General features: G+C 69.8%; 27 protein-coding genes and 2 pseudogenes. 8 read left to right on the top strand and 21 right to left on the bottom strand.

The genetic code is table 11. The features are described from left to right. Both BFN33_RS12980 and BFN33_RS12975 read right to left on the bottom strand, forming a co-directional pair. Nucleotides 1-885, bottom strand: coding sequence for an MBL fold metallo-hydrolase (locus BFN33_RS12980; protein WP_069760102.1), 885 nt, complete (start codon nt 883-885; stop codon nt 1-3). Further along, the gene (locus BFN33_RS12975) at nt 882-1,403 is read right to left on the bottom strand and encodes a flavin reductase family protein (protein WP_079140793.1); all 522 of its coding nucleotides are present in this window, start codon (nt 1,401-1,403) and stop codon (nt 882-884) included. Before BFN33_RS12975 ends, BFN33_RS12980 begins: the two co-directional genes overlap by 4 nt. 193 nt (nt 1,404-1,596) lie before the next feature. Between BFN33_RS12975 and BFN33_RS12970 the strand changes: the two genes are divergently transcribed. The 3 genes from BFN33_RS12970 to BFN33_RS12965 all read left to right on the top strand — a co-directional run bounded on the left by BFN33_RS12970 (nt 1,597) and on the right by BFN33_RS12965 (nt 3,143). Further along, complete coding sequence (locus BFN33_RS12970; RefSeq protein ID WP_069760101.1) at nt 1,597-2,238, top strand: helix-turn-helix domain-containing protein; 642 nt, start codon at nt 1,597-1,599, stop codon at nt 2,236-2,238. A gap of 61 nt (nt 2,239-2,299) precedes the next feature. Next, nucleotides 2,300-2,449 carry a hypothetical protein gene (locus tag BFN33_RS53135; RefSeq protein ID WP_176742372.1) on the top strand — a complete coding sequence of 50 codons (150 nt, stop codon included), beginning with the start codon at nt 2,300-2,302 and terminating at the stop codon, nt 2,447-2,449. A gap of 316 nt (nt 2,450-2,765) precedes the next feature. Continuing rightward, nucleotides 2,766-3,143 carry a hypothetical protein gene (locus BFN33_RS12965; protein WP_069760100.1) on the top strand — a complete coding sequence of 126 codons (378 nt, stop codon included), beginning with the start codon at nt 2,766-2,768 and terminating at the stop codon, nt 3,141-3,143. 223 nt (nt 3,144-3,366) lie between these two features. Here BFN33_RS12965 and BFN33_RS12960 read toward each other — a convergent pair whose 3' ends face one another. Further along, on the bottom strand, nt 3,367-3,807 hold the full coding sequence (locus BFN33_RS12960; protein ID WP_069760099.1) for a MarR family winged helix-turn-helix transcriptional regulator: 441 nt from the start codon (nt 3,805-3,807) through the stop codon (nt 3,367-3,369). 108 nt (nt 3,808-3,915) lie between these two features. On the opposite strand from BFN33_RS12960, the gene BFN33_RS12955 reads away from it, so the two are divergent. The 5 genes from BFN33_RS12955 to BFN33_RS12935 all read left to right on the top strand — a co-directional run bounded on the left by BFN33_RS12955 (nt 3,916) and on the right by BFN33_RS12935 (nt 8,304). Beyond that, nucleotides 3,916-5,013, top strand: a complete 1,098-nt coding sequence (locus BFN33_RS12955) for a substrate-binding domain-containing protein (protein ID WP_057611835.1) — start codon at nt 3,916-3,918, stop codon at nt 5,011-5,013. A 103-nt stretch (nt 5,014-5,116) separates the two neighbouring features. Beyond that, nucleotides 5,117-5,398 carry an FmdB family zinc ribbon protein gene (locus tag BFN33_RS12950; protein ID WP_069760098.1) on the top strand — a complete coding sequence of 94 codons (282 nt, stop codon included), beginning with the start codon at nt 5,117-5,119 and terminating at the stop codon, nt 5,396-5,398. Nucleotides 5,399-5,438: 40 nt separating this feature from the next. After that, nucleotides 5,439-6,686 (top strand): formamidase, encoded by a 1,248-nt coding sequence (gene fmdA, locus BFN33_RS12945; protein ID WP_069760097.1) that lies wholly within the window; start codon nt 5,439-5,441, stop codon nt 6,684-6,686. Between the two features lie 20 nt (nt 6,687-6,706). Then, nucleotides 6,707-7,744 carry an alpha/beta fold hydrolase gene (locus BFN33_RS12940; RefSeq protein ID WP_069760096.1) on the top strand — a complete coding sequence of 346 codons (1,038 nt, stop codon included), beginning with the start codon at nt 6,707-6,709 and terminating at the stop codon, nt 7,742-7,744. A 2-nt stretch (nt 7,745-7,746) separates the two neighbouring features. After that, entirely contained in the window at nt 7,747-8,304 is a 558-nt protein-coding gene (locus BFN33_RS12935; RefSeq protein WP_069760095.1) for a DUF1097 domain-containing protein, read from the top strand. A 156-nt stretch (nt 8,305-8,460) separates the two neighbouring features. Here the strand turns inward: BFN33_RS12935 and BFN33_RS49700 are convergent. The 18 genes and pseudogenes from BFN33_RS49700 to BFN33_RS12855 form a co-directional block, all read right to left on the bottom strand. Then, nucleotides 8,461-8,754 (bottom strand): annotated as a pseudogene (locus BFN33_RS49700) (transposase); the annotation flags it as partial. Between the two features lie 165 nt (nt 8,755-8,919). Then, entirely contained in the window at nt 8,920-10,170 is a 1,251-nt protein-coding gene (locus BFN33_RS12930) for a PP2C family protein-serine/threonine phosphatase (RefSeq protein WP_069760094.1), read from the bottom strand. Nucleotides 10,171-10,362: 192 nt separating this feature from the next. Then, a complete protein-coding gene (locus tag BFN33_RS12925; RefSeq protein WP_069760093.1) occupies nt 10,363-11,277 on the bottom strand; it encodes an SDR family oxidoreductase in 915 nt (304 codons plus the stop codon). A 308-nt stretch (nt 11,278-11,585) separates the two neighbouring features. Then, nucleotides 11,586-12,065: a MarR family winged helix-turn-helix transcriptional regulator gene (locus BFN33_RS12920; RefSeq protein WP_069760092.1), complete on the bottom strand. Its 480-nt coding sequence runs from the start codon at nt 12,063-12,065 to the stop codon at nt 11,586-11,588. Nucleotides 12,066-12,076: 11 nt separating this feature from the next. After that, the gene (locus BFN33_RS12915) at nt 12,077-13,138 is read right to left on the bottom strand and encodes an alkene reductase (RefSeq protein ID WP_069760091.1); all 1,062 of its coding nucleotides are present in this window, start codon (nt 13,136-13,138) and stop codon (nt 12,077-12,079) included. Between the two features lie 86 nt (nt 13,139-13,224). Next, nucleotides 13,225-14,130, bottom strand: a complete 906-nt coding sequence (locus tag BFN33_RS12910; RefSeq protein WP_069760090.1) for an NADP-dependent oxidoreductase — start codon at nt 14,128-14,130, stop codon at nt 13,225-13,227. A 202-nt stretch (nt 14,131-14,332) separates the two neighbouring features. Then, on the bottom strand, nt 14,333-15,031 hold the full coding sequence (locus tag BFN33_RS12905; protein WP_069760089.1) for a nitroreductase: 699 nt from the start codon (nt 15,029-15,031) through the stop codon (nt 14,333-14,335). 244 nt (nt 15,032-15,275) lie between these two features. Then, nucleotides 15,276-16,013: an NADPH-dependent F420 reductase gene (locus tag BFN33_RS12900; RefSeq protein ID WP_069760088.1), complete on the bottom strand. Its 738-nt coding sequence runs from the start codon at nt 16,011-16,013 to the stop codon at nt 15,276-15,278. 115 nt (nt 16,014-16,128) lie between these two features. After that, the gene (locus BFN33_RS12895; protein ID WP_069760087.1) at nt 16,129-16,722 is read right to left on the bottom strand and encodes a TetR/AcrR family transcriptional regulator; all 594 of its coding nucleotides are present in this window, start codon (nt 16,720-16,722) and stop codon (nt 16,129-16,131) included. Nucleotides 16,723-16,841: 119 nt separating this feature from the next. Then, a complete protein-coding gene (locus BFN33_RS12890) occupies nt 16,842-17,681 on the bottom strand; it encodes a helix-turn-helix transcriptional regulator (RefSeq protein ID WP_069760086.1) in 840 nt (279 codons plus the stop codon). A gap of 159 nt (nt 17,682-17,840) precedes the next feature. Then, on the bottom strand, nt 17,841-18,584 hold the full coding sequence (locus tag BFN33_RS12885; RefSeq protein ID WP_069760085.1) for an SDR family oxidoreductase: 744 nt from the start codon (nt 18,582-18,584) through the stop codon (nt 17,841-17,843). Between the two features lie 212 nt (nt 18,585-18,796). Further along, on the bottom strand, nt 18,797-19,486 hold the full coding sequence (locus tag BFN33_RS12880) for a TetR/AcrR family transcriptional regulator (protein WP_069760084.1): 690 nt from the start codon (nt 19,484-19,486) through the stop codon (nt 18,797-18,799). A gap of 82 nt (nt 19,487-19,568) precedes the next feature. After that, nucleotides 19,569-19,943, bottom strand: a complete 375-nt coding sequence (locus tag BFN33_RS53675) for a zinc-binding dehydrogenase (RefSeq protein WP_218108984.1) — start codon at nt 19,941-19,943, stop codon at nt 19,569-19,571. Nucleotides 19,944-20,107: 164 nt separating this feature from the next. After that, nucleotides 20,108-20,380, bottom strand: a pseudogene (locus BFN33_RS55465) (alcohol dehydrogenase catalytic domain-containing protein); the annotation flags it as partial. Between the two features lie 117 nt (nt 20,381-20,497). Beyond that, nucleotides 20,498-21,256, bottom strand: coding sequence for an SDR family NAD(P)-dependent oxidoreductase (locus tag BFN33_RS12870; protein WP_069760082.1), 759 nt, complete (start codon nt 21,254-21,256; stop codon nt 20,498-20,500). Further along, on the bottom strand, nt 21,253-22,041 hold the full coding sequence (locus BFN33_RS12865; protein WP_069760081.1) for an enoyl-CoA hydratase/isomerase family protein: 789 nt from the start codon (nt 22,039-22,041) through the stop codon (nt 21,253-21,255). Before BFN33_RS12865 ends, BFN33_RS12870 begins: the two co-directional genes overlap by 4 nt. Next, nucleotides 22,038-23,681: an AMP-binding protein gene (locus tag BFN33_RS12860; protein WP_069760080.1), complete on the bottom strand. Its 1,644-nt coding sequence runs from the start codon at nt 23,679-23,681 to the stop codon at nt 22,038-22,040. Before BFN33_RS12860 ends, BFN33_RS12865 begins: the two co-directional genes overlap by 4 nt. Then, nucleotides 23,678-25,423, bottom strand: coding sequence for a CocE/NonD family hydrolase (locus tag BFN33_RS12855; RefSeq protein WP_069760079.1), 1,746 nt, complete (start codon nt 25,421-25,423; stop codon nt 23,678-23,680). The genes BFN33_RS12860 and BFN33_RS12855 overlap by 4 nt, the downstream gene beginning before the upstream one ends. Between the last annotated feature and the right edge of the window lie 33 nt (nt 25,424-25,456).

The raw sequence follows: 25,456 nt of genomic DNA, 5'->3' as shown, positions 1-25,456 counted from the left end.
TCAGTGCTCCGTTCCGTGCGGCGCGGTGAGCACCGCGAAACCGTCGAAGTCATGACGGCGTACCGGGACGCCGAACATGTCGGTGGAGGCGTACGGGCGGGTGCGTCCGTCCCGTACGGCCGCGAACGCATCGGCGACCCGGCCCACGAAGTCCGCCGACTCCCGGTGCCGCAGGTTGTGGCCGAGCAGCGCGGTGGCGACGGGCAGCTCGGCCAGGCGGCGCGTCGAGTCGGCGAAGGCGGTCACGTCGGCGCCCGGCACATGGGCGAAGAAGGTACCGCTGATCAGCGTGTCCCCGGCCAGCAGCAGCCCGGTCTCCGGCTCCCACAGGCAGACGCCGTCCGGGGAGTGCCCAGGGGTGTGGAGCACCTCGAGGCGACGACCGCCCAGGTCGAGGACGTCTCCTTCGCGCAGCAGCCGGGTCGGACGTACGGCCTCGATCCGCCAGTCGGCCAGTTCGGGCACCGGCCGCACCTCGACGCGGGAGTCGGTGAGGAAGAACCCGCCGACGTCCAGGACACGGAACTCCTCGTACCGCTTCCGCAGGCCGTGCGCGATGTGCGCGTACGCCTCCAGCCACTCGCGTGGAGCCGGATCGCTGTGCAGTGCGGCGCCGGTGGCGTGTACGGCGATGTCCTCGGCGTATCCGGCCACGGAGGCGTTGCCGCCGCGGTGGTCGAAGTGGTGGTGGGAGTTGACGACGAGCAGCGGCAGCCGGGTCAGCCGTCGTACCTGCTCGCCGATGTCGCCGACCCCCATGCCGGTGTCGTAGAGCAGGGCCAGCTCATCGCCGACCACGAGGTAGCTGTTGACGTGGCCGGGCTCGGCGATCACGAACGCGGCCGGGCCGGTCTCGGCGACTTGGAACCAGTCGGACCCGCTCATGCCGCACCGAGTGCGTGATAGCGGCGGTCGTGGTGCACGAGTGCCGTCGGTCCGCCGGTGCCGGGCACGACGTGCTCGACGGCCGCGACGATCAGCTGGTGATCCCCGGCCGGGAGGTCGCGTACGACGCGGCAGAGGACCGCGTACGAACTGTGCGCGAGCAGCAGGGGTAGTCCGCCCCGCTCCTCGGCCGACCACTCCAGCTCCGCGAACCGGTCCGCGGAGCGGTCGGCGAAGCGCCGGGAGACGTGCTCGCCGCCGGCGTGCAGGATGTTCAGCGCGAACCTGCGGCCGTCGAGCAGTGAGGTCAGCGTGCGGCCGCGGCGGCCCACTCCGATGGCCACCAGCTGCGGTTCGCGGCTGACGCTCATCACGGCGGTGCTGGTGAAGCCGACCGGGCGCCCGTCGGCTGTCAGGGCGGTGACGACACAGACTCCTCCGGCGAGGGCGGCCATGGCGTCGAGGAAGCCGGAGTCCGGCGGGGAGTCGACGGGACGGTCGGAGGTGGCCGCGGCCATGAGAGCTCCCTAGGGGCTGGACGGGACGGGAAAGCGCGTACGCCGCGTGCGACGCGTTGGACTTGACGACATCTAGAATGTTCGTGCCATCAACATTGAGCGTAGGGCCCTGGTGTTTCACCGGCGTAAAACCTCTCCCCAGGCCGCCGGGGCCCCGACGGCCCGCCGACCACGACCCTTTAGGATTCCTGCCATGCCGGCCCAACCCGCCCACAGCACATCGCCCGCCGCCGGGGACGCGGACGCGCCGTTGCGCGCCGAACTCGGCAGCGCGATCCGCCAGTTGCGCAAGGAGCGGGGGCTGACCCTTGTCCAACTCGCCGAGCGCGCCGCGCTCTCCCACCCGTTCCTCAGCCAACTGGAGCGGGGACTGACCAGGCCGAGCATGCCGTCCCTACACCGCATCGCCCGCGCCCTCGGCACCACACAGCAGGCACTCATGGCCGCGGCGGTGGTGCCGCAACCCGGCGCCTCGGCCGGCTCGGCCCACCTGGTGCGCTCGGGCGAGGGCCTGCCCGTGGACAACCCCGGCGGCACGGCGCGCATGCTCGGCGCTCCTGCCTTCTCCGTCCACCCCGTGGAGTACACCGGGACCCGGGAGCGGTTCGAGGACTACTACGACCACCCCGGCGACGAGTTCGTCTACGTCGTCGCCGGTGAGATCGAGATCGACCTGCACACCGCGGACGGGCCCCGTCTCCACGTGCTCGGTCCGGGCGACAGCATCTGCTACCCGGGAGGAACCCCCCACCGCTGGCGCGCCGTCGGTGACGGTTCGCGGGTGCGGCTCCTCACCGTCCAGAACGCGACGGGCGAAGCGGACAGGCACTCCTGACGCTGACACGAGCAGACCTGTTCGCAGGGCTGTCCGGCTGCTGCGCAAGGTGAAGCCGCCCGTGGCCGCAGGCGCCGGCGAGCACCTCGGCCCGGATCACGCCAACCGTCTCCGCTCCACCGCGACCGCCGCCCCGGGCCAACTCGGTCAGAGCCTGCGCCATCACGGCGGGGGCATGGCTCGGACGCCGGCGTTCCTCGAACTCAGGTGATCATTCCCGGTCGCGAGGACGACGGAGCCCGCGACGGGTCGCACCCGCTTGGAGATCGACCGATGCCCGTGGACCGGGCGAAGCCGTGCCGCAGAGCCGCCGGAGCACCGGGAGGACAGTCCGCGTCGCGTGGCGCGGGTCAGCGGCGGGATGGCAACGCCGTCGACCACAGGCCGAGCAGAGCATGGCGCATGAACAGGGCAGGAGCACAGGGCTCATCGATGAATCGCGCGTCCTGGTCCAGGACCACACCCGAATGAGCCGAGTTCAGCATCACCTTCTGATTCGTGGGTCGTTCGACGCGTATCGTCCAGACATGGACACCACCCTTTCACCGCGCGTTCTCGTCATCGGACTTGATCCGCATCGGGTGCCCGGGCCGTGGGATCCGGAGCCGGCAGCCAAGGCGATCGAGGCGGGACTGACCAAGTTCGTCGAACACGGCGTGGGCGTGGAGACCTGCCTCATCGGTCTTGATGGAAGTGACGACGTGGAAGCGGTCGTCGGGGACGCACTGCGGGCCCACCCGTGGGAGTGCGTCACCGTCGGCGGTGGCCTGCGGCACTCGGACGACGAGGTCGAACTCCTCGAGCAGGTCATCAACCTGATTCGTCGGTACGCACCCGATGCGGCCATCGCGTTCAACAGCACTCCGGACACCACCTATGAGGCCGCTGCCCGCTGGATCGGGTGACTGGTGAACCAGGCGGCTTGAATCAGTTCGGGTCCCGGGTGTCCGAAGATGGCGTCCTCCAGGCGGCCGGTAAGGGCCAGGCGTGGGCTAGACGTTCTCGATGTGCTCCCTCATGCCCTTCACCACGGGGCGGATGAGAGCGACGACCGGCTCCAGCACGTCCTGTCCGTCGGCGGCGTTCGCGGCGGCGAGGCCGACCCACCACGCGGCGCCACCCGACCGCTCAGCCGAGGCGTCGGGAGGCCCGCTGGAGCAGCGCTCGCAGCAGGGCCGTCTCCTCCGCACCGAGTGCGGACACGATGCCCTCCTGCTCCTGTTCGACCGCCGCCGTCCAGCGGGTCAGCGCCTCACTGCCCCGCTCGGACGCGAAGACCAGCACGCGCCGCCGGTCCTGGTCGTCGACCCGGCGCAGGACGAGGTTCAGGGAGACCATGCGGTCGACGACCTTGGTCAGGGTGGGCGCGGACAGCAGCGCGAACTCGGCGATCTCGGTCATGGCACGGCCTTCGCCGTCGCCCAGGAACGACAGCACCCGCCACTCCTCGAGCGTGCCGCCCTCGGCCTTCAGCGCCTCACCGAGCCGTAGGACGACGCTGCGCTCGACGAGGGTGAGCGCTCGCGCGAGGTCGAGATCGGCTACGGCCGCCGGGGTGGTCGTGGTCATCGCCCTGCCAGAGTCGTCGTATCTACGGGTGAAGTGATTCCACGATACAGTCCTTTCCTTATCGCTGTGAAATATTCCCGTAGCAAGCAATGGCTAGGGTGAGCGCCTATGATCGAGAAGGCGTCTGTCCGGCTCGGCGCCCCGGCGAGCCGGGCCCGTGACGCACTGGATGTCGCCCTGGTGATACCGCTCCAGGGCCCGGCCGGCATCTTCGGCCCCTCCTGCGAGTGCTGCGCCCAGCTCGCGGCCGAAGAGGTCAACGCCGCATCGGGCGTGCTGGGCAGGGAGGTGCGCCTGGTGCTCGTCGACGGCGGGGCGCCGCCCGAGCAGGTGGCCACAGAGGTCGACGCACTGATCTCCGGAGGTGTCGTCGACGCGGTGGCCGGCTGGCACATCTCCGCCGTCCGCGAGGTCGTCGCCCCGCGTATCGACGGCCGGGTGCCCTACGTCTACACCGCGCTGTACGAGGGCGGCGAGCGCTCCCCGGGTGTGTTCCTCACCGGTGAGACCCCGAACCGCCAACTGCGGCCCGCGCTGCGGTGGTTCGCCAGCGAACTGGACATCCGCCGCTGGACGATCGTCGGCGACGACTACGTCTGGCCCCGCTCGTCGGCCCGCGCCGCGCACCGCTATCTGCGCGAACTGGGTGGCGAGGTCCGTGACGAGATGTATGTGCCGCTGGGCACCCAGGACTTCGGGCCCGTCCTCGCGCGAGTGGCGGCGAGCGGCTGCGAGGCCGTGCTGATGCTGCTGATCGGGCAGGACGCCGTCCTGTTCAACCGCGCCTTCACCGCGGCCGGGCTGGACCGCGACCTCATCCGGTTCAGTTCCCTCATCGAGGAGAACGTCCTGCTGGCCACCGGCCCGGAGAACACCCGGGGCCTGATGACCTCGGCCGGCTACTTCGAGGACCTGCCGACCGCGTCCGGACTGGACTTCGCCGCCGCCTACTTCCGCCGCTTCGGCCCGGGCGCACCAGTACTCAACAGCCTGGGCGAGTCGTGCTACGAGGGCGTGCGCATGCTCACCGAACTGCTGCGCCGGGCGGGCGACACCGATGTGCGGCGCATCCAGGCGACCGCCGAGGGGCTGGAGTACGAGAGCCCCCGCGGCACGGTCCAGATCCGCGACCGCCACCTCGAGCAGCGGGTTTTCCTCGCGGCGGCCGACGGCCTGCGGTGGGACGTGCTGCAGCAGCTTCCCTGACCCGCGGGGAGTTCTTTTTTACCTGTGCGCAACACGCCACCCCCTTGTCCAATTGCTTCGGATAGAAATACTTTTTTCTCGAAGCTTTTGGAGGTTGATCCCCATGGCCACGTATCAGTACCGCTGTGCGGGCTGCGGCCCCTTCGACGTGATCCGGCCGATCGGCCGGGCGCTCGCCGAGGAGCCGTGCGCGACCTGCGCAGGCCCGGCCCGCCGGGTCTTCACCGCCCCGATGCTCGCCCGCGCCTCCGCTCCCCTGGCCCGTGCCCTGCACGCCCAGGAGGCCAGCGCCCATGAGCCGCGGGTCGTCACCGACGTACCCCCGACCCGCCGCCGTCCGACCCCGTCGGCCGATCCCCGGCAGGCCGGGCTCCCCAAGCGCTGATCCCAACGCACCGCGAAGTACCGGATTACGGAGGCAGTCCATGCCCGAAGTCGTCTTCAGTGTCGACCAGGCCATGTCCATGCGTGACCAGAAAGTGCCCGGCCACAACCGCTGGCACCCCGACATCCCGCCCGCCGTCACCGTGAAACCCGGCTCGGAGTTCCGTATCGAGTGCCGGGACTGGACCGACAACCAGATCGGGAACAACGACTCCGCCAACGACGTCCGCGACGTCGACCTCACCCACGCGCACATGCTCAGCGGCCCCATCGCCGTGGAAGGCGCCGAACCCGGTGACCTGCTCGTCGTGGACATCCTCGACCTGGGCCCGGTGCCGCAGGCGGACGGCGAGGGCTCGGGCCAGGGCTGGGGCTACACCGGCGTCTTCGCCCGCGACAACGGCGGCGGATTCCTCACCGACCACTTCCCCGACTCCTACAAGGCCGTCTGGGACTTCCACGGCCAGCAGGCCACCTCGCGGCACATTCCCGGCGTCCGCTACACCGGGATCACCCACCCCGGCCTCTTCGGCACCGCGCCCTCAGCCGAACTGCTGGCCCGCTGGAACGCCCGCGAGCAGGCCCTCATCGACACCGACCCGCACCGGGTGCCGGCCCTCGCGCTCCCTCCGCTCACCGACAACGCGTTGGCCGGGACGGCGGCCGGCGAGACAGCTTCCCGTATCGCCGCGGAAGGCGCCCGCACGGTCCCGGCCCGGGAGAACGGCGGCAACCACGACATCAAGAACTTCACCCGCGGTTCCCGGGTCTTCTACCCCGTCCTCGTCCCCGGCGCCCTGCTCTCCGGCGGCGACCTGCACTTCAGCCAGGGCGACGGCGAGATCACCTTCTGCGGCGCCATCGAGATGGGCGGCTTCATCGACCTGCACGTCGACCTCATCAAGGGCGGCATGGAGAAGTACGGGGTAACGACCAACCCGATCTTCATGCCCGGCAACGTCGCCCCGCAGTACACCGAGTTCATCTCGTTCGTCGGCATATCCGTCGACCACGAGACCGACACCAACCACTACCTCGACGCGACGATGGCGTACCGCAACGCCTGCCTCAACGCCGTCGAGTACCTGAAGACCTTCGGCTACAGCGGCGAACAGGCCTACCTGCTGCTCGGCTCCGCCCCGATCGAGGGCCGCCTCAGCGGCGTCGTGGACATCCCGAACGCGTGCAGCACCCTCTACCTCCCCACGGCGATCTTCGACTTCGACATCCGGCCGACGGCCGAAGGGCCGCGGAAGGCCGACCGCGGCCAGTGCGCCGTCACTTCCTGAACGTCTCGAAAGGCAGCCCCATGAGCAGTGACCATCTCACCTTCCAGCTGGGCGACTTCACCACCCAGCACGGCGCCACCCTGCGCGGCGCGCACCTCGCCTACACCACGTACGGTGAACTCAACGCGGACAAGTCCAACGTGATCGTCTACCCCACGTGGTACTCCGGCCGCCACTGGGACAACGAATGGCTCATCGGCCCCGGCATGGCCCTCGACCCGGCCGAGTACTTCATCATCGTCCCGAACATGCTCGGCAACGGCCTGTCCACCTCGCCGAGCAACACCCCGCCACCGTACGACCGCGCGCGCTTCCCGCACATCACGGTGTACGACCAGATCGAGGCCCAGTACAAGCTCGTCACCGAGGAGTTCGGCATCGAGAGGATCGCTCTCGTGACCGGCTGGTCGATGGGCGCCGGGCAGACCTTCCAGTGGGCCGTCAGCCACCCGGAGATGGTCGAGCGGATCGCCCCCTTCTGCGGCTCCCCCCGCACCAGCGCCCACAACAAGGTCTTCCTGGAGGGCGTCAAGGCCGCGCTGACCGCCGACGCGGTCTTCAACGGCGGCTGGTACGACGCGGACAAGTGGCCGACCACCGGACTGCGGGCGCTCGCCCGCGTGTACGCGGGCTGGGGCTTCTCGCAGGCGTTCTACTGGGAGAAGGAGTACGAGAAGCTCGGCTACACCTCCCTCGAGGACTTCCTGATCGGCTTCTGGGAGGGCTTCTTCCTCGACGGCCGCGACCCCAACAACCTGCTCACCATGCTCTGGACCTGGCAGAACGGCGACGTCGGTCTCACCCCCGGCTTCGGTGGGGACACCGAGGCGGCGCTCGGCTCCATCAAGGCCACCACGCTCGACATGCCCGCCGAGAAGGACCTCTACTTCCCGCCGGAGGACGAGGCATGGGCCGTCAGCCACATACCCGGCGCGGAACTCCGCGTGATCCCCGGCATCTGGGGCCACTTCGCCGGCGGCGGCAGCAGCCCGAAGGACACCGAGTTCATCGACACGGGCATCAGGGAACTGCTCGCCAAGCCCGGCGGGTTGGCCTAGTCATGAAGGGCAGACTGCCACACGAGGTCAGCGCCTCGATCGTCGCCTTCGCCACGGTCCTCCTGCTCCTCAGCCCGCTCCACATGCCGACCTGGGCGATCTTCATCACCTGGGCCGGGACGTTCCTGCAGGGCGGTCCGAGCATCGCCAACGCCATCTCCATGATCACCGCCACCACGACGGGCGCGGGGTTCGCGGTGGCGGCCGTGTTGCTCAACCGGGAGACGGGCACCATGTTCGGCACCGGGGAGTTCGCCCAGACCCTGGCACTGGGTGTGGTGATCTTCTTCGTCAACGGCACCCTGCTGGCGACCGGCCGGCTGAAGCCGTTCGCTCTCATCCCGGGAATGTTCTTCGGCTTCGCGTCGACCTTCGCCACGTACTTCGGCGGATTCGGCTATGACGCGGGCAATCTGGGCGCCGCCTTCGTCAGCGCCGCCGCGATGTGCGCCCTCGGCCCGCTCTGCGCCGTCCTGGGACTGCGCCTGATGTTCGCACCGCCTCCCGCCCGCGAGCCGGAGCAGCACCTGACCGAGGAGGTGGCGCCATCGACCACTTAAGCGGCCGGATCCATCGCCGAGAGGCGATCCTCCTTCCCCAGTCCGCCTCTGACAGCCCCGGACGGCCCTCCCCCAAGCCGTCCGGGGCTGTTGCGTGCCGTCGAGTTTGCCGTCCGCACATCGAGGCACTGCGGTACCTGTGCGCCAGGGACCCTTCCGGCGGCGTCGTTCCAGCAGCCAGTGCGGGAAGTAACTGCCCTGGCGCAGCTTGGGGATGGCCAGTTCGACGGTCCCGGCCCTCGTGTCCCACTCTCGCGGGCGATAGCCGTTGCAGTGGTTGACGCGTTCGTCGCTGACCTGCCCGTATTCAGCGTTGCAGAGGGCATCGGCCTCCGCGGACATGAGCGCGTCGGCGAACGTCTTCACCATCGCGCGCAGCAGATCGGGACTCGCCGCGGCAAGGTTGTCCTCGGCGAGGGCGTGCAGGGGCAGACTGTCTGGTGCGGTCATCGTGCTGATCTCCTTCGAGGCTTCGACACTTCGAAGATCAGCCGGTGGCCGTTCATCTATGCGGGCACCATCCCGATGCCGGAGCAAACCCCCGGATCAGGTCGAACCCGTACACCATCTCCTTGGACGCAACCCAAGGGGCCGCCCGGGTTGCGCACACCTCGCTCAGATCATCGGCGAGGTCGGGTTGCCCTTGCGATGGTTCTCGACGGGTGCAGCCGTTTCCGAGGCGCCGTGCCACTCGCACAGCAGGACGGTGGCGTCGTCACTGAGGTGGCCGTCGTGATGCTCGAGCACGGCACGCACCAGACGGCGCAGGGTTTCCGGGGCCGGAAGACCGTCGGCCTGGTGGCGGAGGACGAAGTCGACGAAACGGTCACGCCCGAACTCACGCCCTTTCGCGTCACGAGCCTCGACGATGCCGTCGGTGTAGAGCAGCAGCTGGTCGCCGGGCTCCAGGTGCTCGCGGCACAAGATCGCGGGAAGGCCGAGGTTGGTGCCGAGCGGGTGGGTGGGGGTGCTGGTCAGGTGGGTGGTCCAGCGTCGGCCGCGGATCAGGACGGGCGAGTGGTGGCCGCAGTTGATCCAGGTCAGGACACCGGTGTTGAGGTCGAGGTCGGCCAGAAGCGCGGTGGCGTAGCGGGATTGGGCGAACTGCTCGATCAGTGTGGCTTCGATGGCGTCCCGGGCTTCGTTGATGCTGTTGCCCTGGCGTCGCTGGTTGCGGCAGGTGGCCATGGCGAGGTTCGCGGTCAGTCCGGCGGAGGTGTCGTGTCCCATGGCGTCGAAGACCGCAAGGTGAACGGTGTCGCCGCCCAGGGCGTAGTCGAAGGCGTCACCGGCGGTGGCATAGGCCGGTTCCATCGTCGCGGCGATGGTCACCCGCTTGTTCGCGAACGCCCGGGGTGGCATCAGAGTCCACTGCATCTCCGCGGACACCGTCATCGGACTGATACGCGTGAGGCGGGCGTAGGAGTCGCTGTGGTGACGCTTGGAGACCAGCAGCAGGCCCACGAGCGAAGCCAGGCCCTCCATCGCCGCCCGCGTGGGCTCGTCGGGTTCATCGTCGGTTTCGACTCGAAGGACACCGAGGCGTTCGGTGCCGTCCAGCACCGGCAACCAGTGCTGCAGTCGGCCGTCGACGGGCGTTGAGTACGACTGCGTATCGCGAAAGGCGCGGCCTGCCAGCGTGGCGTCGATTCGCATCTCCCGGCCGCCCGCTCCGGCGTCCAGGCCTCGCCCGGTGGCCTCCCGCAGCACCAGTTCCTGGATGTCCGCCACGTAGATACCTACCCGGCGCAACCCGGCCTCGTCGGCGTGGTGGGCCACCAGGGCCGGCAGCTCCTCAAATGCTGACAGGTGGCTGCCCCGCAGCAAGGCGTGGAGCATGCGGGCCGAGTCCTCGAGCGAAGTCATGCGGTCAACCTGACAGCCGGGGGCCTCCCGCAGCCGCCACCCCCACCGACCCGCCGCCCCGAGAGGCCTTGCGTCGGCCGACGAATCGAGAAACCCGAAACGGACATTCGCAACCACATGTAACCCCGCAGCAGACGTCCACACTCGAACACGCAGGCGGTTCACCGAGGAGGACGCAGTTCCCCGGTCCGGTCAGGGCTGCGGGTGGTGGACAGCGCGCAGCTCGTCGGTGTACCGGGCGAGGGTGTCGTCGGCCGTGGGGACGGGGCCGAACAGCTGCTCCTGGCGGCGGGTGTCGGCGACGTAGCGGCCGGTGTCGAACCAGCCGAACATCGCGGCCATGTCCTTGACCACCGGGTTGAACCGGCCGACGACGGCTCCTGCGGCGCGGACGACGACGGACGGGACGGCCCACACCTTGATCTTCCGTCCGGCCCGTTTGCCCATCAGGTCGGCCATCTCTCGCATGCTGACGGGGCGGTCCCAGCCGATGTCGATGCGCTCGCCGTTGGCGGCGTCGGCGTCGACGGCGGCCGCCAGGTAGGCCGCGAGGTCGGAGGTGCGGACGAAGGTCAGCGGGACGGTGGCCTTCGCCATCCAGATCAGGCGGCCCTTGTCGATCGGGTTGCCCGCCATGGTCGCGATCTGGTCGAGGAACGCCCCCGGGCGCAGTGCGACGAAGGGGACGCCGAGTTGTACGAGCTTGTCCTCGGCGAGCTTCTTGTGCCAGAAGTGCGGGACGTGCGGCGTCCGGTCGCTGGTGAGGATGCTGGTCAGGACGAACCGCCGGATGCCGGAGCGGTGAGCGGCCTCGGCGAGGTTGGCGTTGCCGACCGTGTCGATGTCGTGCGCGTTCTTGCCGCCGCGGGTGTAGCCGGCAGCGGTGGTGATGACGGCATCGGCTCCGGTCATGGCGGCGACGAGCGAGTCGAGGTCGAGCATGTCGCCGCGGGCGATCTCGACACCCCGCTTTTCGAGCCTGCTCGCGTCGGTGGTCGGCCGGACCAGGGCGCGGACGTTCTTACCGCGCCCCAGCAGTTCGTCGACGACCTTGCCGCCGAGGGAACCGGTCGCACCGACGACTAGTACGGGGAGGGTGGTGGTCATGGCGGTCTCACTTTCCATCAGGTCAGGAGTGGGGAATTGAAGGTGGCGCAGGCGTGGGCATCGTCGCCCCGGGTTGCTCAAGGGGCGGGCCTGTGAGGGATGGATCTGCGGGGCGGGTCACCGCCGGTCCGCAGGAGCTTGCGGGGCCGACGGTGAACCGGGCGGCGTCCTCGATGTGCGGTCGGCGGGCGGCGGGGAGGGGCTCGACATCCCCGTGAGAGGGGTGTTGCCCTTCCCCGGCCGAGTGCCGCCTGCCTGCCGGAAAGGATTCGCACTTTCGCCAGAACTGGGGTGCAGGCCGAGGGGAGTTACTTGGACTCTTCCTGGGGAACAGCAGGGCTGTTGATCGCGTCGGCTATGACGTAGGCGATACGGACGAAGGCCTCTGCCTCCTGCGCCGAGAGGTCCCGTGCGGAGGTCTCCTCCAGGGACCGCCACATGTCTGCCAGGGGCTGGCGCGTGGCACGGCCCTTGTCGGTGAGGTGGACCACCATGACGCGCCGGTCGTGTGCGGCCGGCTCGCGCACGAGGAGGCCGGCGTCCTGCATGCGGCGCAGGGACTTGGAGACGGTGGAGTGGTCCAGGCCGACGCTTTCGAGCAACTCGGACTGGGTCTGGCCGTCCCGGTCGAGGAGTTGCATCAGCAGCAGTTCCTGTCCGGGATGCAGCTCCATCTCGCGGAGCATCGCGCTGGCGCGGGCGCGGTGAGCGCGGGCGAGCTGGAAGATCGCGTAGCTCATCGGCCCCTCGCCGGCCGTGGAGGGGGTGCGGGGTGTGAGGGCGGCCATGGCTCGGTTCCTCAGACGGTGTGGGTGGGGTAGTCGGTGTAGCCGGCCGCTCCGCCGCCGTAGAAGGTCGCCGGGTCGGGGGTGTTCAGCGGCGCGCCGGCACGGAGCCGCTCGACCAGGTCGGGGTTGGCGAGCGCGAGGGCGCCGACGGAGACGAGGTCGGCCGTGCCGTGGTCGATGTCCTTGGCGCGGGTCGGCATGTCGGTGCCGGCCCGGTTGAGGATCAGCGTGGTCGGCCACAGCGCGCGCAGGGTCCCCAGCAGCGCGTCGTCGCCGGCGTGCATCACGTGGAGGTAGGCCAGGTCGAGGGGGCGCAGGGCCTCCAAGAGCGCCGGGTACAGCGCGGCGGTGTCGGACTCGGCGATGTCGTTGTAGGGGTTGCCCGGGGAGATACGGATACCGGTGCGGGCGGCGCCGATCTCGTCGGCCACCGCAGCGGCGACCTCGACGGCGAAGCGGATGCGGTTGTCGATGGAACCGCCGTAGCCATCGGTGCGCTGGTTGGTGTTGTCGGACAGGAACTGGTGCACCAGGTAGCCGTTGGCGCCGTGGATCTCCACACCGTCGGCGCCCGCCGCGACGGCGGCCGCTGCGGCGCGGCGGAAGTCGTCGACGGTCGCCGCGATCTCCTGCGTCGACAGTGCACGGGGTGCCGGCATCTCCTGCGGCCCGGAGGCGGTGAACATCACGCCCTGCGGCCGGATCGCCGAAGGGGCGACCGGCTGACGGCCGTGGGGGGTGTTGTCGGGGTGGGCGATACGTCCGGTGTGCATCAGCTGGATGACGACCCGGCCGTCGGCCGCGTGCACCGCGTCGGTGACCTTGCGCCATCCGGCGATCTGCTCGTCATTGTGGATGCCGGGGGTCAGGAGGTAGCCCTGGCCGTCGGCGGAGGGCTGGGTCCCTTCGGTGATGAGGAGCGCGTGCGAGGCCCGCTGGGCGTAGTACTCGGCGTTCAGTTCCGTGGGGACGCCCTCGGGCGTGGAGCGGTCACGGGTCATGGGGGCCATGACCAGGCGGTGCGGGAGGGACATGCCGCCGACGGTGGTCGGTGTCCAGAGGGAGTTCAACATGAGTGGTCCTTCGGTGCGGTGACGGCCTGGTGGTGATCAGGACGGCGAGGGGTGTGGTGAGTGCGGTGGGTGCGGTGGCGGGGTGGTCAGTCGACGACGAGGGCGAGCTTGCCCCGGCCGTGCCCGGCGTCGCTGACCTGCTGGGCCGTGGCGGCCTGGGTGAGCGGGTAGGCGGTGACGGTGGTGACGAGCTTGCCGTTCGCGGCGTCCTGGGCCAGCTCGGCCAGGCGGGCGGCCGAGCGTTCCTGGCCACCGCTGGAGAAGGTGATGCCGAGCTGGTGCGCGCGGAAGTCGGCGATGGTGACGATGCGCTCGGTGCCACCGCGCAGGGTGATGGAGTCCTCCAGGGCCCCCTTCCCGGCCAGGTCGAAGACCGCGTCCACGCCGTCGGGGGCAAGCGCCCGGACCCGCTCGACCAGGCCCTCGCCGTAGAGGGTCGCGGTGGCGCCGAGCGAGGTGAGGTAGTCCTGGTTGGCGGGGCCGGCGGTGGCGATGACCCGCGCTCCGCGGGCCGTGGCGAGCTGGACCGCCAGGGTGCCGACCGCTCCGGCCGCGCCGTGCATCAGTACGGTCTCCCCTGCGGTGACGCCCAGCAGGTCCAAGACCCGCTCGGCCGTCTCGCCCGCTACCGGCAAGGCGACCGCGTGCTGCCAGTCCAGGCCGGCGGGCTTGGGGGCCACGGTGGTGGCCAGCGCGTACTCGGCGTACGAGCCGGTGTCCGACCAGCCCACCACCTCATCACCCACCTGCACGTCCCGCACGCCCTCGCCCAGGGCGTCCACCACGCCGGCGAGCTCGGCACCGGGGACGGCGGGGAGCGATGTGGGGAACACGGCCTCCATTGCCCCGGAGCGGATCTTGCCGTCCAGCGCGTTCAGCCCGGCCGCCCTGACGCGGACGCGGATCTGCCCGGGACCGGGCTCCGGGACCTCGATGTCCGCCTCGTGCAGCACGTCGGTGCCTCCGAAACGGTCGAACAGGATGGCTTTCATGACGACTCCTCTCGTGTCGCCACCCATTTAGGTGGCTGGACACATAACTAAGGTAACAGCAATCGTGTGGCTAGCCAAGTATTCGCTTCCCCTCGGGCCGCGCACGATCGGCCATGGTTGAGAAACGGAAACGGAGAACGCCTCCGCTCAACTTGTCGAGAGCGCGGAGGCGTCCTCCGAGGTACCAAAAGCCAGGCAGGAACTACTGCCTGTCGAGGACTCCCGGGGTGTCGTGCAGGACCACGCTCCGCTGCAGCGGAACCCGCTCCGTGCGGAGCCTGTTCACCGGTGCCGCAGGGTCGGCCATGCCGAAGGAGATGCCGAACAGCAGCTTGAGCTCCGCGGGGACACCCAGGAACTCGCGGACTGTGTCGGCGTAGACGCCGAGTACGGTCTGCGGGATGCCGGCCAGCCCGCGGGCCGCCAGCGAGAGCAGGAAGTTCTGCGCGTACATGCCGATGTCGCCTGCCGTCCGGACCCCGTCGCCGAGTGCCGGCATGAACAGGAAGGCGGCATGGGGAGCGCCGTAGAACGCCAGGTTCTCTCGTACCGCCGCCCGCCTGCCGTCCCGGTCCCGGCGCTCGATGCCCCGGACCCGGTAGACATTCGCGCCCAGGGCCTGCGACCGCTCGAGGTAGAGGCCCTCGCCATAGCCGTCGGTGAAATCGGGGGAGGTCCGTCCCTCCTCCTCGGCCCGGAGCAGCTCCATGGCGAGGGCGTCCCGCGCCGCGCCCGAGACGACGTGAACCGTCCATGGCTGGGTGTTGCTGTTCGAGGGGGCCGTCTGTGCGTCTTCCAGTACGCCGCGGATGTCCGAAGGGGACAGGGCGGTGGGCAGGAACTGCCGGGGGGAGCGTCGGGAGCGTGCGATGTCGGTGAAGGGTGATGCGGTGCCGGGCAAGGAGTTCCTCCCATGGCGCGCAGTCACCGCCGCGGCGTCCGCGGTGAGGCGCGGTACGGCAGGCAGTACGACGAGGCAGCCGGCGTGAGGGCCGGTCCGGACGCATCCTTGCGGGCAGCGGCATGCCGAAGCTGCGGGCTGCAGCGCGGGGACCGCGCGCTCTTCGTGTTCGTCCTATGTGATCGTGGTGTGCCGACGCCGCCGCCCTCGTGCCGTTGCGTGCACGAGAGCCGCGTCGGGTGAGTCAGCGGTGGGCGGCGCGGTTCATCTCGACGACGTCGTCGACGGTGGGATCGGCACCGAGGGCGGCGAAGCGCTCCGGCATGCTGTCGCGGACGGCCCTGTCCTTGACCGGATCGGCCGCGGCCAGGGCGGCGGGGAGTTCGTCGAGGGTGAGTTCGGTGCAGTAGGCAGGACCCATCGGCTGCTGGCGCCAGGAGTCGGCCAGGACGCCCGCGTCGTACGGGTCGAAGCCCGTGTCGTCCACCAGGCTCATGGCCACTTTCCGCGCCTCTTCGGAGTCGCCCGCGACCGGGATGGCGATACGGCCGGGAGTTCCCGCCGGGACGCCCCGCGTGCGCTGGGTCTCGGCGAGCGCGGCGTTCCACGCCTTGATGACGGGACGGCCGAGCTGCTCGGCGGTGTACACGCTCTCCACCTGGCCGTTGTCCACCGCCTCGATCTGCCCGCTGAGGACGCCCGGGTAGTAGTTCGCGGTGTCGATGATCACCGTGTCGGCGGGGACTGAGGCGAACAGGCCGGCGAGCTTCCCCGCCGCCCCGAAGGGGATGGCCAGGATGATGACGTCCCGGCCCTGGACGGCGTCAGTGAGGTCGACCGCGCGGGCACCCGACTCCAACACCTCGGCCTTGACGGCCTCGGGACCGCGGGTGACGGCCACCTGGACGTCGTGACCGGCCGTGCTGAGCTTGACAGCGAGGTTCCCGCCGATGGCGCCGGCGCCTATGACGGTAATTTTCATGATTTGTCCTTCGCGAGGTTGTGCTGCCCCTGAGGGCAGCGCGATGGGATGGCTGTGTCGTGGCGCCGCTTGGCGTTGGGAGCGGAGCGGCGTGGGGTGGCGTGGGGCCTGGCGGTTACGCCTGGTTGTCCCGTTGGCGGTAACCGCTCGCGATCAGTGCGCGAAGTCGGTCGAGCGACTCCTCGTCGGGACCGTTGCCCTTGATCCAGGCAATGGAACAGGCCGCGAGGAACAGGTCGTACCCCCGTACCGACGCGCGCACGTGCCCCGCGCGTTGAGCTGCTCGCACGTACTCGTCGGTGGCGGTGATGAGGATGTCGCAGGGAATCGTGAGCGGGCTGTCCGGCTCCTGCGCCCGGGCCGCGGCCATGAGCGGTTCCGGAAGACCGCTGTAGGCGCTGAAGTACTCCTCCATTGCCCGCAGCCACTGGTCCAACGCCTCGGCGGGGTCGATGAGTTGCTCGATGTCCGCCTGGCGGGCCACCAGCTCCTCGGAGCGCGTCTGCAGCACCGCCGCCAGCAGCGCCTCCCGGGTGGGGAAGTGCCGGTACAGGGTGCCGGGTCCGACGCCCGCCTCCTTGGCCACCGACTCGAGGGAGGTGCCGACCCCGTGCTGCAGGAAGTGACGCTGCGCGGTCTCCAGGAGGGCGACGCGGTTGCGCTGAACGTCCGCGCGGGGCTTGCGTACCCGCTGTTCACCGGTGCTCATGCACCCTCCTGCCTGCCCTGATCCTGCGACCGCACCAAAACGGATGCTGCCTCCGTATGCATTCGAGAGTAAAGCGGAGGCGGCATCCGGTCAAACCGGCGGCCCGATCACGGAGAACGTCAGGGCGTGACCTGCTGCTGTCCTATGACGGAGAGCAGTTCGAGCTTGCTGTGGCTCTCCGTGCCGGGGCGGGTGGTCAGCACCACGAGGGTCTGGGCGCGGTTCTCGGTGAACAGGACCTGGGCGTCGACGTCGATGCGGCCGAGTTCGGGATGGAGGATGGTCTTGCAGTCGTCGTAGCGTTGGGCGACCTCCTGAAGTTCCCACATGCGGACGAACTCGGGGCTGCGTTCCTGCAGTTCGGCGAGGATCCGGGCGGCTCGGGGGGTGTCGCTGCCTGCCGTGAGCGCGGCACGCAGGCGTGCTGCCTGGGCGCGGCCGTGGCGTTCGTGGGTCTCCTCGGGAACCATCAGACGTTCGGCCGGGTCCATGAACCAGCGGTAGTAGCCGCTGCGGGCCAGACCGGTGTGGCGCATCTGGTCGCCGAGCAGTGCGACGGCCAGGGGGTTCATCGCGAGGGTCTCGAACAGGTCGGTCTGCACCATGGCCGGAGAGTCGTCCAGACGGTCCAGGACCCGCATCAGTGTCGGGCTGACATGTTCGGAGCGGTGGAAGCGGGCCGGGGCGTTGTGGCCGATGAGGACGAAGAGGTGGTCGCGTTCGTCCAGGGTCAGCCGCAGTGCCCGGGCGAGGGACGTGGTGATCTGGACGGAGGGCTGCGGAGCACGCTGCTGTTCCAGCCGGGCGTAGTAGTCGGTGGACATGCCGGCGAGCTGCGCGACCTCCTCGCGGCGCAGCCCCTGCGTACGCCTGCGCGGTCCTTCGACCAGGCCGACGTCGCGGGGGCGCAGCGTCTCACGCCGGTGGCGCAGGAATTCCGCGAGTTCCTTCTTGTCCATGCGCTCATCCTCGCCGCATCCCGGCCGGCTATCCAGAGACCGCCGATCCATGGCTGAGCCCTCCTCCCCCACCCGCGCGAAGCCGCCGGGCCGAGGACGAGGACGCTCACAGCGAGACGACCCGACGGTCATCAGACCTGTTGACCTGCCGCAGGCCGGTCAGCTGCTGGTGATCATGGTGAGGACGTCGTCGTAGGAGCCCTTGGCCACCGCATCGCGGATGAACCCGGCGCGCTCGACGACCAGCTCCTTCGCGTCGGGCTTCTCGCGCAGCAGATCGAACGTCTCGGTGAGGAAGTCGTCCAACGGCATGGCGTGGTCGCTGTCCTGCTGGCCCAGCAGGGTCGTGCGCACGCCGGGCGGGACCACCTCGATCACCTGAACGCCGGCGTCGGCGAGCTGGACGCGCAGGCTCTCGGAGAAGGAGTGCAGCGCGGCCTTGGTCGCGCTGTAGGTCGGGGTGATCGGGTACGGCACGAACGCCAGCGCGGAGGTGACGTTCATGACGACCGCGTCGTCCTTGCCCACCAGCAGGGGCAGGAAGGCGTACGTCATCCGGATCGTGCCGAGCAGGTTGACTGTGATGTGGTCCTCTGCGACCGGGAGTCCGGACGGGTCGAGGAGGTCCTCCCGCAGCATGATGCCGGCATTGTTGACCAGGATGTTCAGCTCAGGGTGGCTCGCCGCCACGGTCTCGCGGGCCCGGGCGATGGAGTCGGGGTCCGCGACATCGAGGACGAGGGCGTCGATGCCCGGGTGCTCGGCCGTGATCTCGTCGAGGAGTTCCTTGCGCCGGCCGGCGACGATCACCTTGTTGCCGGCCTCGTGCAGGCGCAGGGCCAGGCCGAGGCCGATGCCCGAGGTTCCGCCGGTGATCAGGATCGTGTTGCCGGTCATCTTCATGGGGGTCCTGCTCCTTCGGTACGGCGGGCCGGTGAGCGCCCGCAGCCTCGACCGTAGGAGGGCATGCGCAGGGGCGGGAGAGGAAGGTTTATCCATGGATCGGCGGTCTCTGCCTGGTGGAGTGGCGCTCACACCGGCGGTCCCACCACCCAGGTGCGCCCTCATGTGCTGCATGCCGCGGCTGTCCGCGAGGTTCGCCCCTCCCCCGGGCCTCACTTCGGCGCCGCGGCCTCGTCCCTCGGCGAGCGCACAGCGGTGGAAGGGGACTCGCCTGCGCCCTGCTCCGAACTGAGCCCGTCCAGCAGGAGGTCACCGAGCTCGGAGAAGGCGTCGCCGGCGGTCAGGCCGGTGCTCTCCAGGAGGGCCCCCGACTGGACCGCGTCGATGGTGACCGCCACGACCTGGGCTGCGAAGTGGCCGTTGAGCGCGCGGAAAACGCCGGTCCGCACGCCGTCCTCGATCAGTTCGTGGACCCGGCGCGCCGCGGCGGCGGAGTTGGTGCGGTAGATCTGCGCGGTCGGTTCGTAGCCGACCATGTCGTCGTAGAAGGCGTGGGAGTGCCGGCGCATGGCCGTGCCGACGCCGGTGAGGTAGACCCGGATGCGCTGCCTGGGGTCGGGCTCGGCCTGGACGGCCTGTTCGATCTCGGCTGTCGCGTCCCGGAAGAAGGCGCGGGTGACCGCCAGGACGAGTTGTTCCTTCGTGGAGGCGAGGCTGTACAGCGTCGCCTTGGAGCACCCCAGTCGCTGGGCGAGCTCATCCATGGTCACGGCGGTGAAGCCTTCGGTCAGGATGATCGCCTCGGCCTGGCGCAGCAGCTCGTCCCGCCGACGAGTGTCGACGACGCGCCTGCGCGCCGTTCGGCGGGGGCGTCGGTCACGCGAGTCAGTTGGGGCCGTCACCGCAGCAGTCTCCCATGGGCGTCCCCGCCCGGAGCGACGGGTGGTCGTCCGGGCCAGAGGAAACGACCCCTGCAAGTGGGTACTAGCGTACGGCCTGACGTACCCACAGCAGTGTCCTGCCGAGGCCTCTTCGCTTCAGCAAGGGCCAGAGTTCGTGCCAATGCACGCGGGCGGCTTCCGGATCCTGCCGCCAGTACTCGTCCATCCCGACTCCGAGCACCGAGGTGTTGGTCATCAGCAGACGGTTCGCTTTGACCGTGGGGATGCCCCGGCCGGCGAATCCCAGGACGAGGAGGCGTCCCCCGCCGTGCCGTAGCGCGCGAAGCGAGTCCGGGAAGCGGTCCCCGCCGACGGGGTCGACCACGAGGTCGACGCCTCGGCCGTCGGTGAGGAACCTGACCTCGTCGAGGAATCCGCCGACCCGTACGACCTCGTGTGCTCCCGCCGACCTGGCCAGTTCGGCCTACTCGTCGGTGGACACGACGGCGATGACGCGCGCGCCGTACGCCGCGGCCAGTTGCCTGGGCGGAAAGCACCCCGGTGAACCAGGGCGAAATGTGCGGTCAGGTAGTTGAGGGGCTGGGCCGCCCCACGGCGGGTGTCGACGTTGTCCGGGAGTGGAAAGGCCATCGACGCGTCGACAGCGGCCGTCTGGGCGAAGCCACCGGTGACCGGCAGCGCTGCCACGCGGTCACCGGCATGCAATCCGGCACCGTCCGTGCGGACCGTTCCGGACATCTCCCAGCCGGGGATGAACGGCAGTTCGGGACGCGTCTGGTACTCCCCGCGAGTCTGCAGGAGGGTCGGGGAAGACCACGCCCGCCCACTCGACGTCGATGAGGACCTGACCCTCTTGGGCCTCCGGCTCCGGAAGCTCTCGTACGACCAGGGCATCAGGTCCCTCGAACGCGGTGACGACTACACCCTGCATCAGTACCTTCCGGTCCAAAGGACCACCTCGAGACCACCATGTGCCTGCACGACGGCGAACCGGATCGGTCGCGTTCGCGGTTACCGGATGGAGGATCCGATCGAGATGCCGCCGTCCACGTCGAGAACGATGCCGGTGATGTAGCCGGCGGCTTCCCCGGCGAGGAAGGCCGCGGCTTCGGCGATGTCCTCGGGCCTGCCGGTGTGGCGCATCGGGACCTTGTTGGTGAGCTTGTCGCGTGCGGGGCCGTTCATGGAGGCGAGCATCGGTGTCTCGATGAGGCCGGGGGCGATCGCGTTGGCGGTGATGCCGTGGCGGGCGCCCTCGAGTGCGAGGGTACGGGTCATGCCGACGATGCCGGCCTTGGCGGCCACGTAGTTGGTCTGGCCGAAGTTCCCGCGCCAGGACATGGAGGAGAAGCTGATGATGCGTCCGTAGCCCTGGCGTTTCATGGGGGCGAACGCGGCGCGGGCGCAGTGGAAGCCGCCGGTGAGGCTGACGTCGAGGACCGCGTGCCAGTCGTCGTCGGTGATGTCCTCGACGCGGTTGTCGCGGATGATGCCGGCGTTGTTGACGAGCGCGTCGAGGCGGCCGAGATCGCCGGTGACAGCGGTGATCCAGGCGTTGACCTGGGCGGAGTCGGTCACGTCCACCACGTCGGTGCGGAGTGTCGCGTCGTGGGCGTCGGTGATGGTCTTGGCGGCGTCGCTGAGGGCCTGGTGGTTGACGTCGGCCAGCGCGACGGTGGCGCCCTCCGCGGCAAACCGGGTCGCCATCGCGAGGCCGAGGCCTTGGGCGGCGCCGGTGATGGCGACGACGCGTCCGTGGTAGCGGTTCACTGGGTGTCTGCTTTCGTCGTCCGGGGAGCAAGGAAGGCCCGCAGGGCGTCGGCGACCGAGCTGGCCTGCCAGTTGTCGGCGAAGACGGCCAGTTCCTCGCGCAGGGCCTGCTCGGGGGGCATGCCGTCGATGCGGTGCAGGAGCATCTTGAGGCGTTGCTGGGCGGGGCTGCTTTGGTCGGCCAGTTGCCGGCAGATGCGGGTGGCGGTGGCTTCCAGGTCGGCCTCGGGCACGATCGCCTGGATCCAGCCGGTGTGCGCGAAGGCGGTCGCGGGCAGCAGCTCGCCGGTGAGCAAGAGCCGGCGTGACAGTCCGCGTCCGACCGCACCGGGAAGCCGGACGCTGGACCCGCCGGCCGGTACCAGCCGCCGCATGACGTGACCGTCGCCGATGAGCGTGGTGTCGGCGGCCACTACGACATCGCAGGCCAGGGCGAGTTCGAGGCCCCCGGCGACAGCGTGACCGTGCAGGACGGCGACCCAGGGTTTCGGGCCGGCCGCGATGCGGCTGAAGCAGGCCGACACGTCGGACAGGAAGTCGACCGGGTTGTCACCCCGCTCGTGCAGCTCCAGGAACTGGTGGAAGTCCCCGCCGGCACAGAAGCTCGGCCCCCTGCCGGCCACGGCGATGACGGCGGTGCCGGGGTCGGCCTCGGCGCTGGTGATCTGCTTGTCCAGGGCTTCGATGAGGGTGATGTCGAGGGCGTTGCGCCGCTCCGGGCGGTTGAGCAGCAGCCACCTGACGGTGCCGCGTTGCTCGACGATGAGGGGGTCCGTGTCGGTCACTGTGTCTCTCGGCTGGAAAGTTCGGTGCGACGGCGGCTGCGCAGCAGGTAGCGCTGGGTCTTGCCGCTGGGTGTCTTGGGCAGGGCGTCGATGAAGTGGATCGTGCGCGGATAGGCGTGGGCGGCGTAGCGGGTCTTGACCAGCAGCTGAAGGTCGGCGGCCAGGTCCGGCGAGGCGTCGTGGCCGTCGCGCAGGACGACGTACGCCTCGATGACCTCGCCGCGGACGTCGTCGGGTGCGCCGATGACGCTGCACTCGGCGACGGCGGGGTGCTGGGCGAGGACGCTCTCGATCTCGAACGGCCCGATCCGGTAGCCGGCCATGATGATGACGTCGTCGTCGCGGGAGGAGAAGAAGAAGTCGCCGTCGGTGTCGATGCGCCCGGCGTCGCCCGTGAGGTACCAGCGGCCGTCGGCGGTGAACTTGGCGTCGGCCTGCCCTGGGATCTGGTAGCCGCTGAAAGTCATCAGCGGGCTTTCCGCGACGTCGATCGCGACCCTGCCGAGCACGCCTGGTTCCGCGGGCTCGTCCTTCTCGTCGGCCAGGACGGTCAGGCTCCAGCCGGGCACCGGCCGGCCCATCGATCCGGCCTTGAGCGGGCGGGCGAGTTCGGGATGGTGGTGGTTGGCCAACGGCATGCCGACCTCGGTCTGGCCGAAGTGATCGTGCACGGCCAGGCCGAGCGCGGCAGCGGCCCACTCGTTGACCTCGGGGGTCAGCGGCTCGCCCGCGCTGGACGCCCGCTGCAGGTGCAGTCCCTGTGGCACCGGCACCGGTGAGGAGCGCAGTCCCCGGTACACGGTCGGGGCGGCGGTGAAGTCGGTGACCTGGTGGTCGGCCAGGGTGCGCCAGGTTGTCTCCGGGGAGAACCCGCCGGACAGCAGCAGGCTGGGGATCCCGGCGGCCATCGGAGCGACGATGGCGGAGTACAGGCCGTACGCCCAGCCGGGGTCGGCGGCGCACCAGTAGCTGCTGTCCCGGGTGACACCGAGACCGTACTCCAGGTAGACCTGCCATCCGGCGATGTAGGAGACGGGGTGGATGACCCCCTTGGGCTTGCCGGTGGTGCCGGAGGTGAACATGTGCACCAGCGGTCCGTCCCCGCTGGTGGTGACGGCGGGCACCGGATCCGGTGACGCGGCCGCTGTGAGGTCGGACAGCGACGCGTCGCCGTGCTGCGCGCCGCTTCCGGTGACGACGACACGGCGCTGGGGGTCGTCCGGCATGTCGGGGCCGGGGTCGAGTTTGTGGCGCTGGTCCGGGTCGACCACCACCACGTGCGCACCCGCGCCTTCCAGACGCAGGGCGATGGCCTGGGGCGCGAACGCGGTGAACAGCGGGACGTAGACGGCGCCGAGCCGCCAGATCGCGAGGATGACGGTGACGAGGTCGGTGCTCTTGCCCATGAGGGTCGCGACTCTGTCCCCCGGGCCGACACCGAGGTCTTTCAGCGCCCGAGCACAGCGGTGGGAGTCCGCCGCCAGCTCTCCGAAGGACAGAACGGAAGGTTCACCGGTGGCGTCGACGACGGTGAACGCGACTCGGTCGGCGGGGTGTTGGTCGCACAGCAGCCAGGCCACATCCAGGGAGGGCGCCGTGAAGGTCGCGGTCAGTTCGGCGACCCGGTCGGCGGCGCTCACTGCTGGTCCTTGCGGTCGATGACGGGCAGGACCAGGCGGCTGGGGTGGTTCGGTCCGTGGTGGATGTGGTTGACCGCGGGGATCATCTGCTCCTCGCTCTCCCGGGCGATGACGCCGCCGGTGTTGGTGTTGCGGTCGTAGCGGGGGAAGTTGCTGCTGGAGACGTCCACGCGGATGCGGTGACCGGGAAGGAACACGTTCGAGGTGGCGGTCATGTCGACGGTGATCTCGTAGACCGTGCCGGGCTCCATCAGTTCTTCCGTGGCGAGGCTTTTGCGGTAGCGGGCGCGCAGGATCCCGTCGCACAGGTTGATCGCCCTGCCGTCGGGGAAGACGTCGACGAGCTTGGCGGTGAAGTCGGTGTCCACCGCCGAGGAGGACACGAACAGGGTGAGGCTGACCGGACCGGTGACCTCGACGGGCTCCTCGAGCACGGGGCCGGTGAAGCACAGGACGTCCTCGCGGCCGGCGACGGTCCGCTGGTCGACCGGGCCGCCGAACCCCGGCGTCATCGGCAGGCACGCCCCGCCGGCTGTGGGAACCGGGCGGCGCGGGTCGTAGAGATAGGTGTCGTGCCCGGCGCCGGTCGGCGGCTCGGTCGTCAACACGCCGTCCCCGCTTGCGGTGTTGGCGTGGCCGTCGCTCGTCAGGTGGAAGTCGGTCCACTGCGTGTCGGGCAGCGGCCATTCCTGCTCGTCGCGCCACTGGTCGATGCCCATGACGAAGATCTTCACGGGTGCCACGTCGTCCAGGGCGGTGGTGTCGCCGCGGAGCCAGTGGTCGAAGAACTTCACATGCAGAGCGGTCAGGCCCATCATCTGGGCACTGGCCAGCGGGCCGAAGGAGCGGTCGGGATAGACGCCGCTCGCGGACATGTGATCCCACGGACCGACGATCAGCCGTTGCCCCTCGCGCGCCGGCGCACTGCCTGCCTGTCGGCGGGCGGCGGTGTAGGTGCGCAGGGTCTGCCCGATGTAGAGGTCGTACCAGCCGCCGATGTTGAGCGCCGGGGCCGTGACGTTCTTGAGCTCGGGTGTGAGCTCCATGGCGTCCCAGTACCCGTCGTGGGACGGGTGGGCCATCCAGTCGTCCCACCACTTGCCGTACGCCGCCAGGACCGGGACCTCGGCCGTCGGCAGCACCTCGTTGAGAGCCTCGGGGAACAGCGCTGCCTGACCGAGCTGCTGCAACTGGGACAGGGTGTCCTCGCCTGCCGCCAGGGACCGCTGCGCGTCGGCCGTGTACATCATGGCGTTCCACATCGTGACCAGGCTCAGTGACAGCGCTCCGCCCGCGGAGTACCAGGGCGCCTCGTAGTTGTCGATCGAGGTGAACGTCGGCGCGATCGCTTTGAGGGCGGGGGCGCCGGTCACGGCGGTCTCCCACTGGACCATCCCGAGGTAGGACGGACCGTACATGCCCACCGTGCCGTCCGACCACGGCTGGTCCGCGATCCAGGCGACGGTGTCCTCGCCGTCGTTCCGGTCGGCCATATGGGGAACGAAGTCGCCCTCCGAGCGGTGGGTGCCCCGACAGTCCTGCACGACCACCGCGTAGCCGGCCTGCACCAGAGCCAGGAGGTCGGGGATGGCCGACTGGCCGAAGCCCATCACGTCCTTGCCGTACGGCATGCGCACGAGCAGCGTCGGGGCGGCCCCGTCGGCCGGATGCCACACGTTGGCAGCGAGGGCTACGCCGTCACGCATCGGAACCTGGACATCTATGTCGTACAGGTGCTGCATCGGTGCTCCTCTTTGAGCCGGCGCGTCGCCTCC

The organism is Streptomyces sp. LUP47B, assembly GCF_001746295.1.
GTDB lineage: Bacteria > Actinomycetota > Actinomycetes > Streptomycetales > Streptomycetaceae > Streptomyces.
Note: the sequence above shows the minus strand (reverse complement) of the source record. Positions and strands in the feature narration are given on the sequence as shown.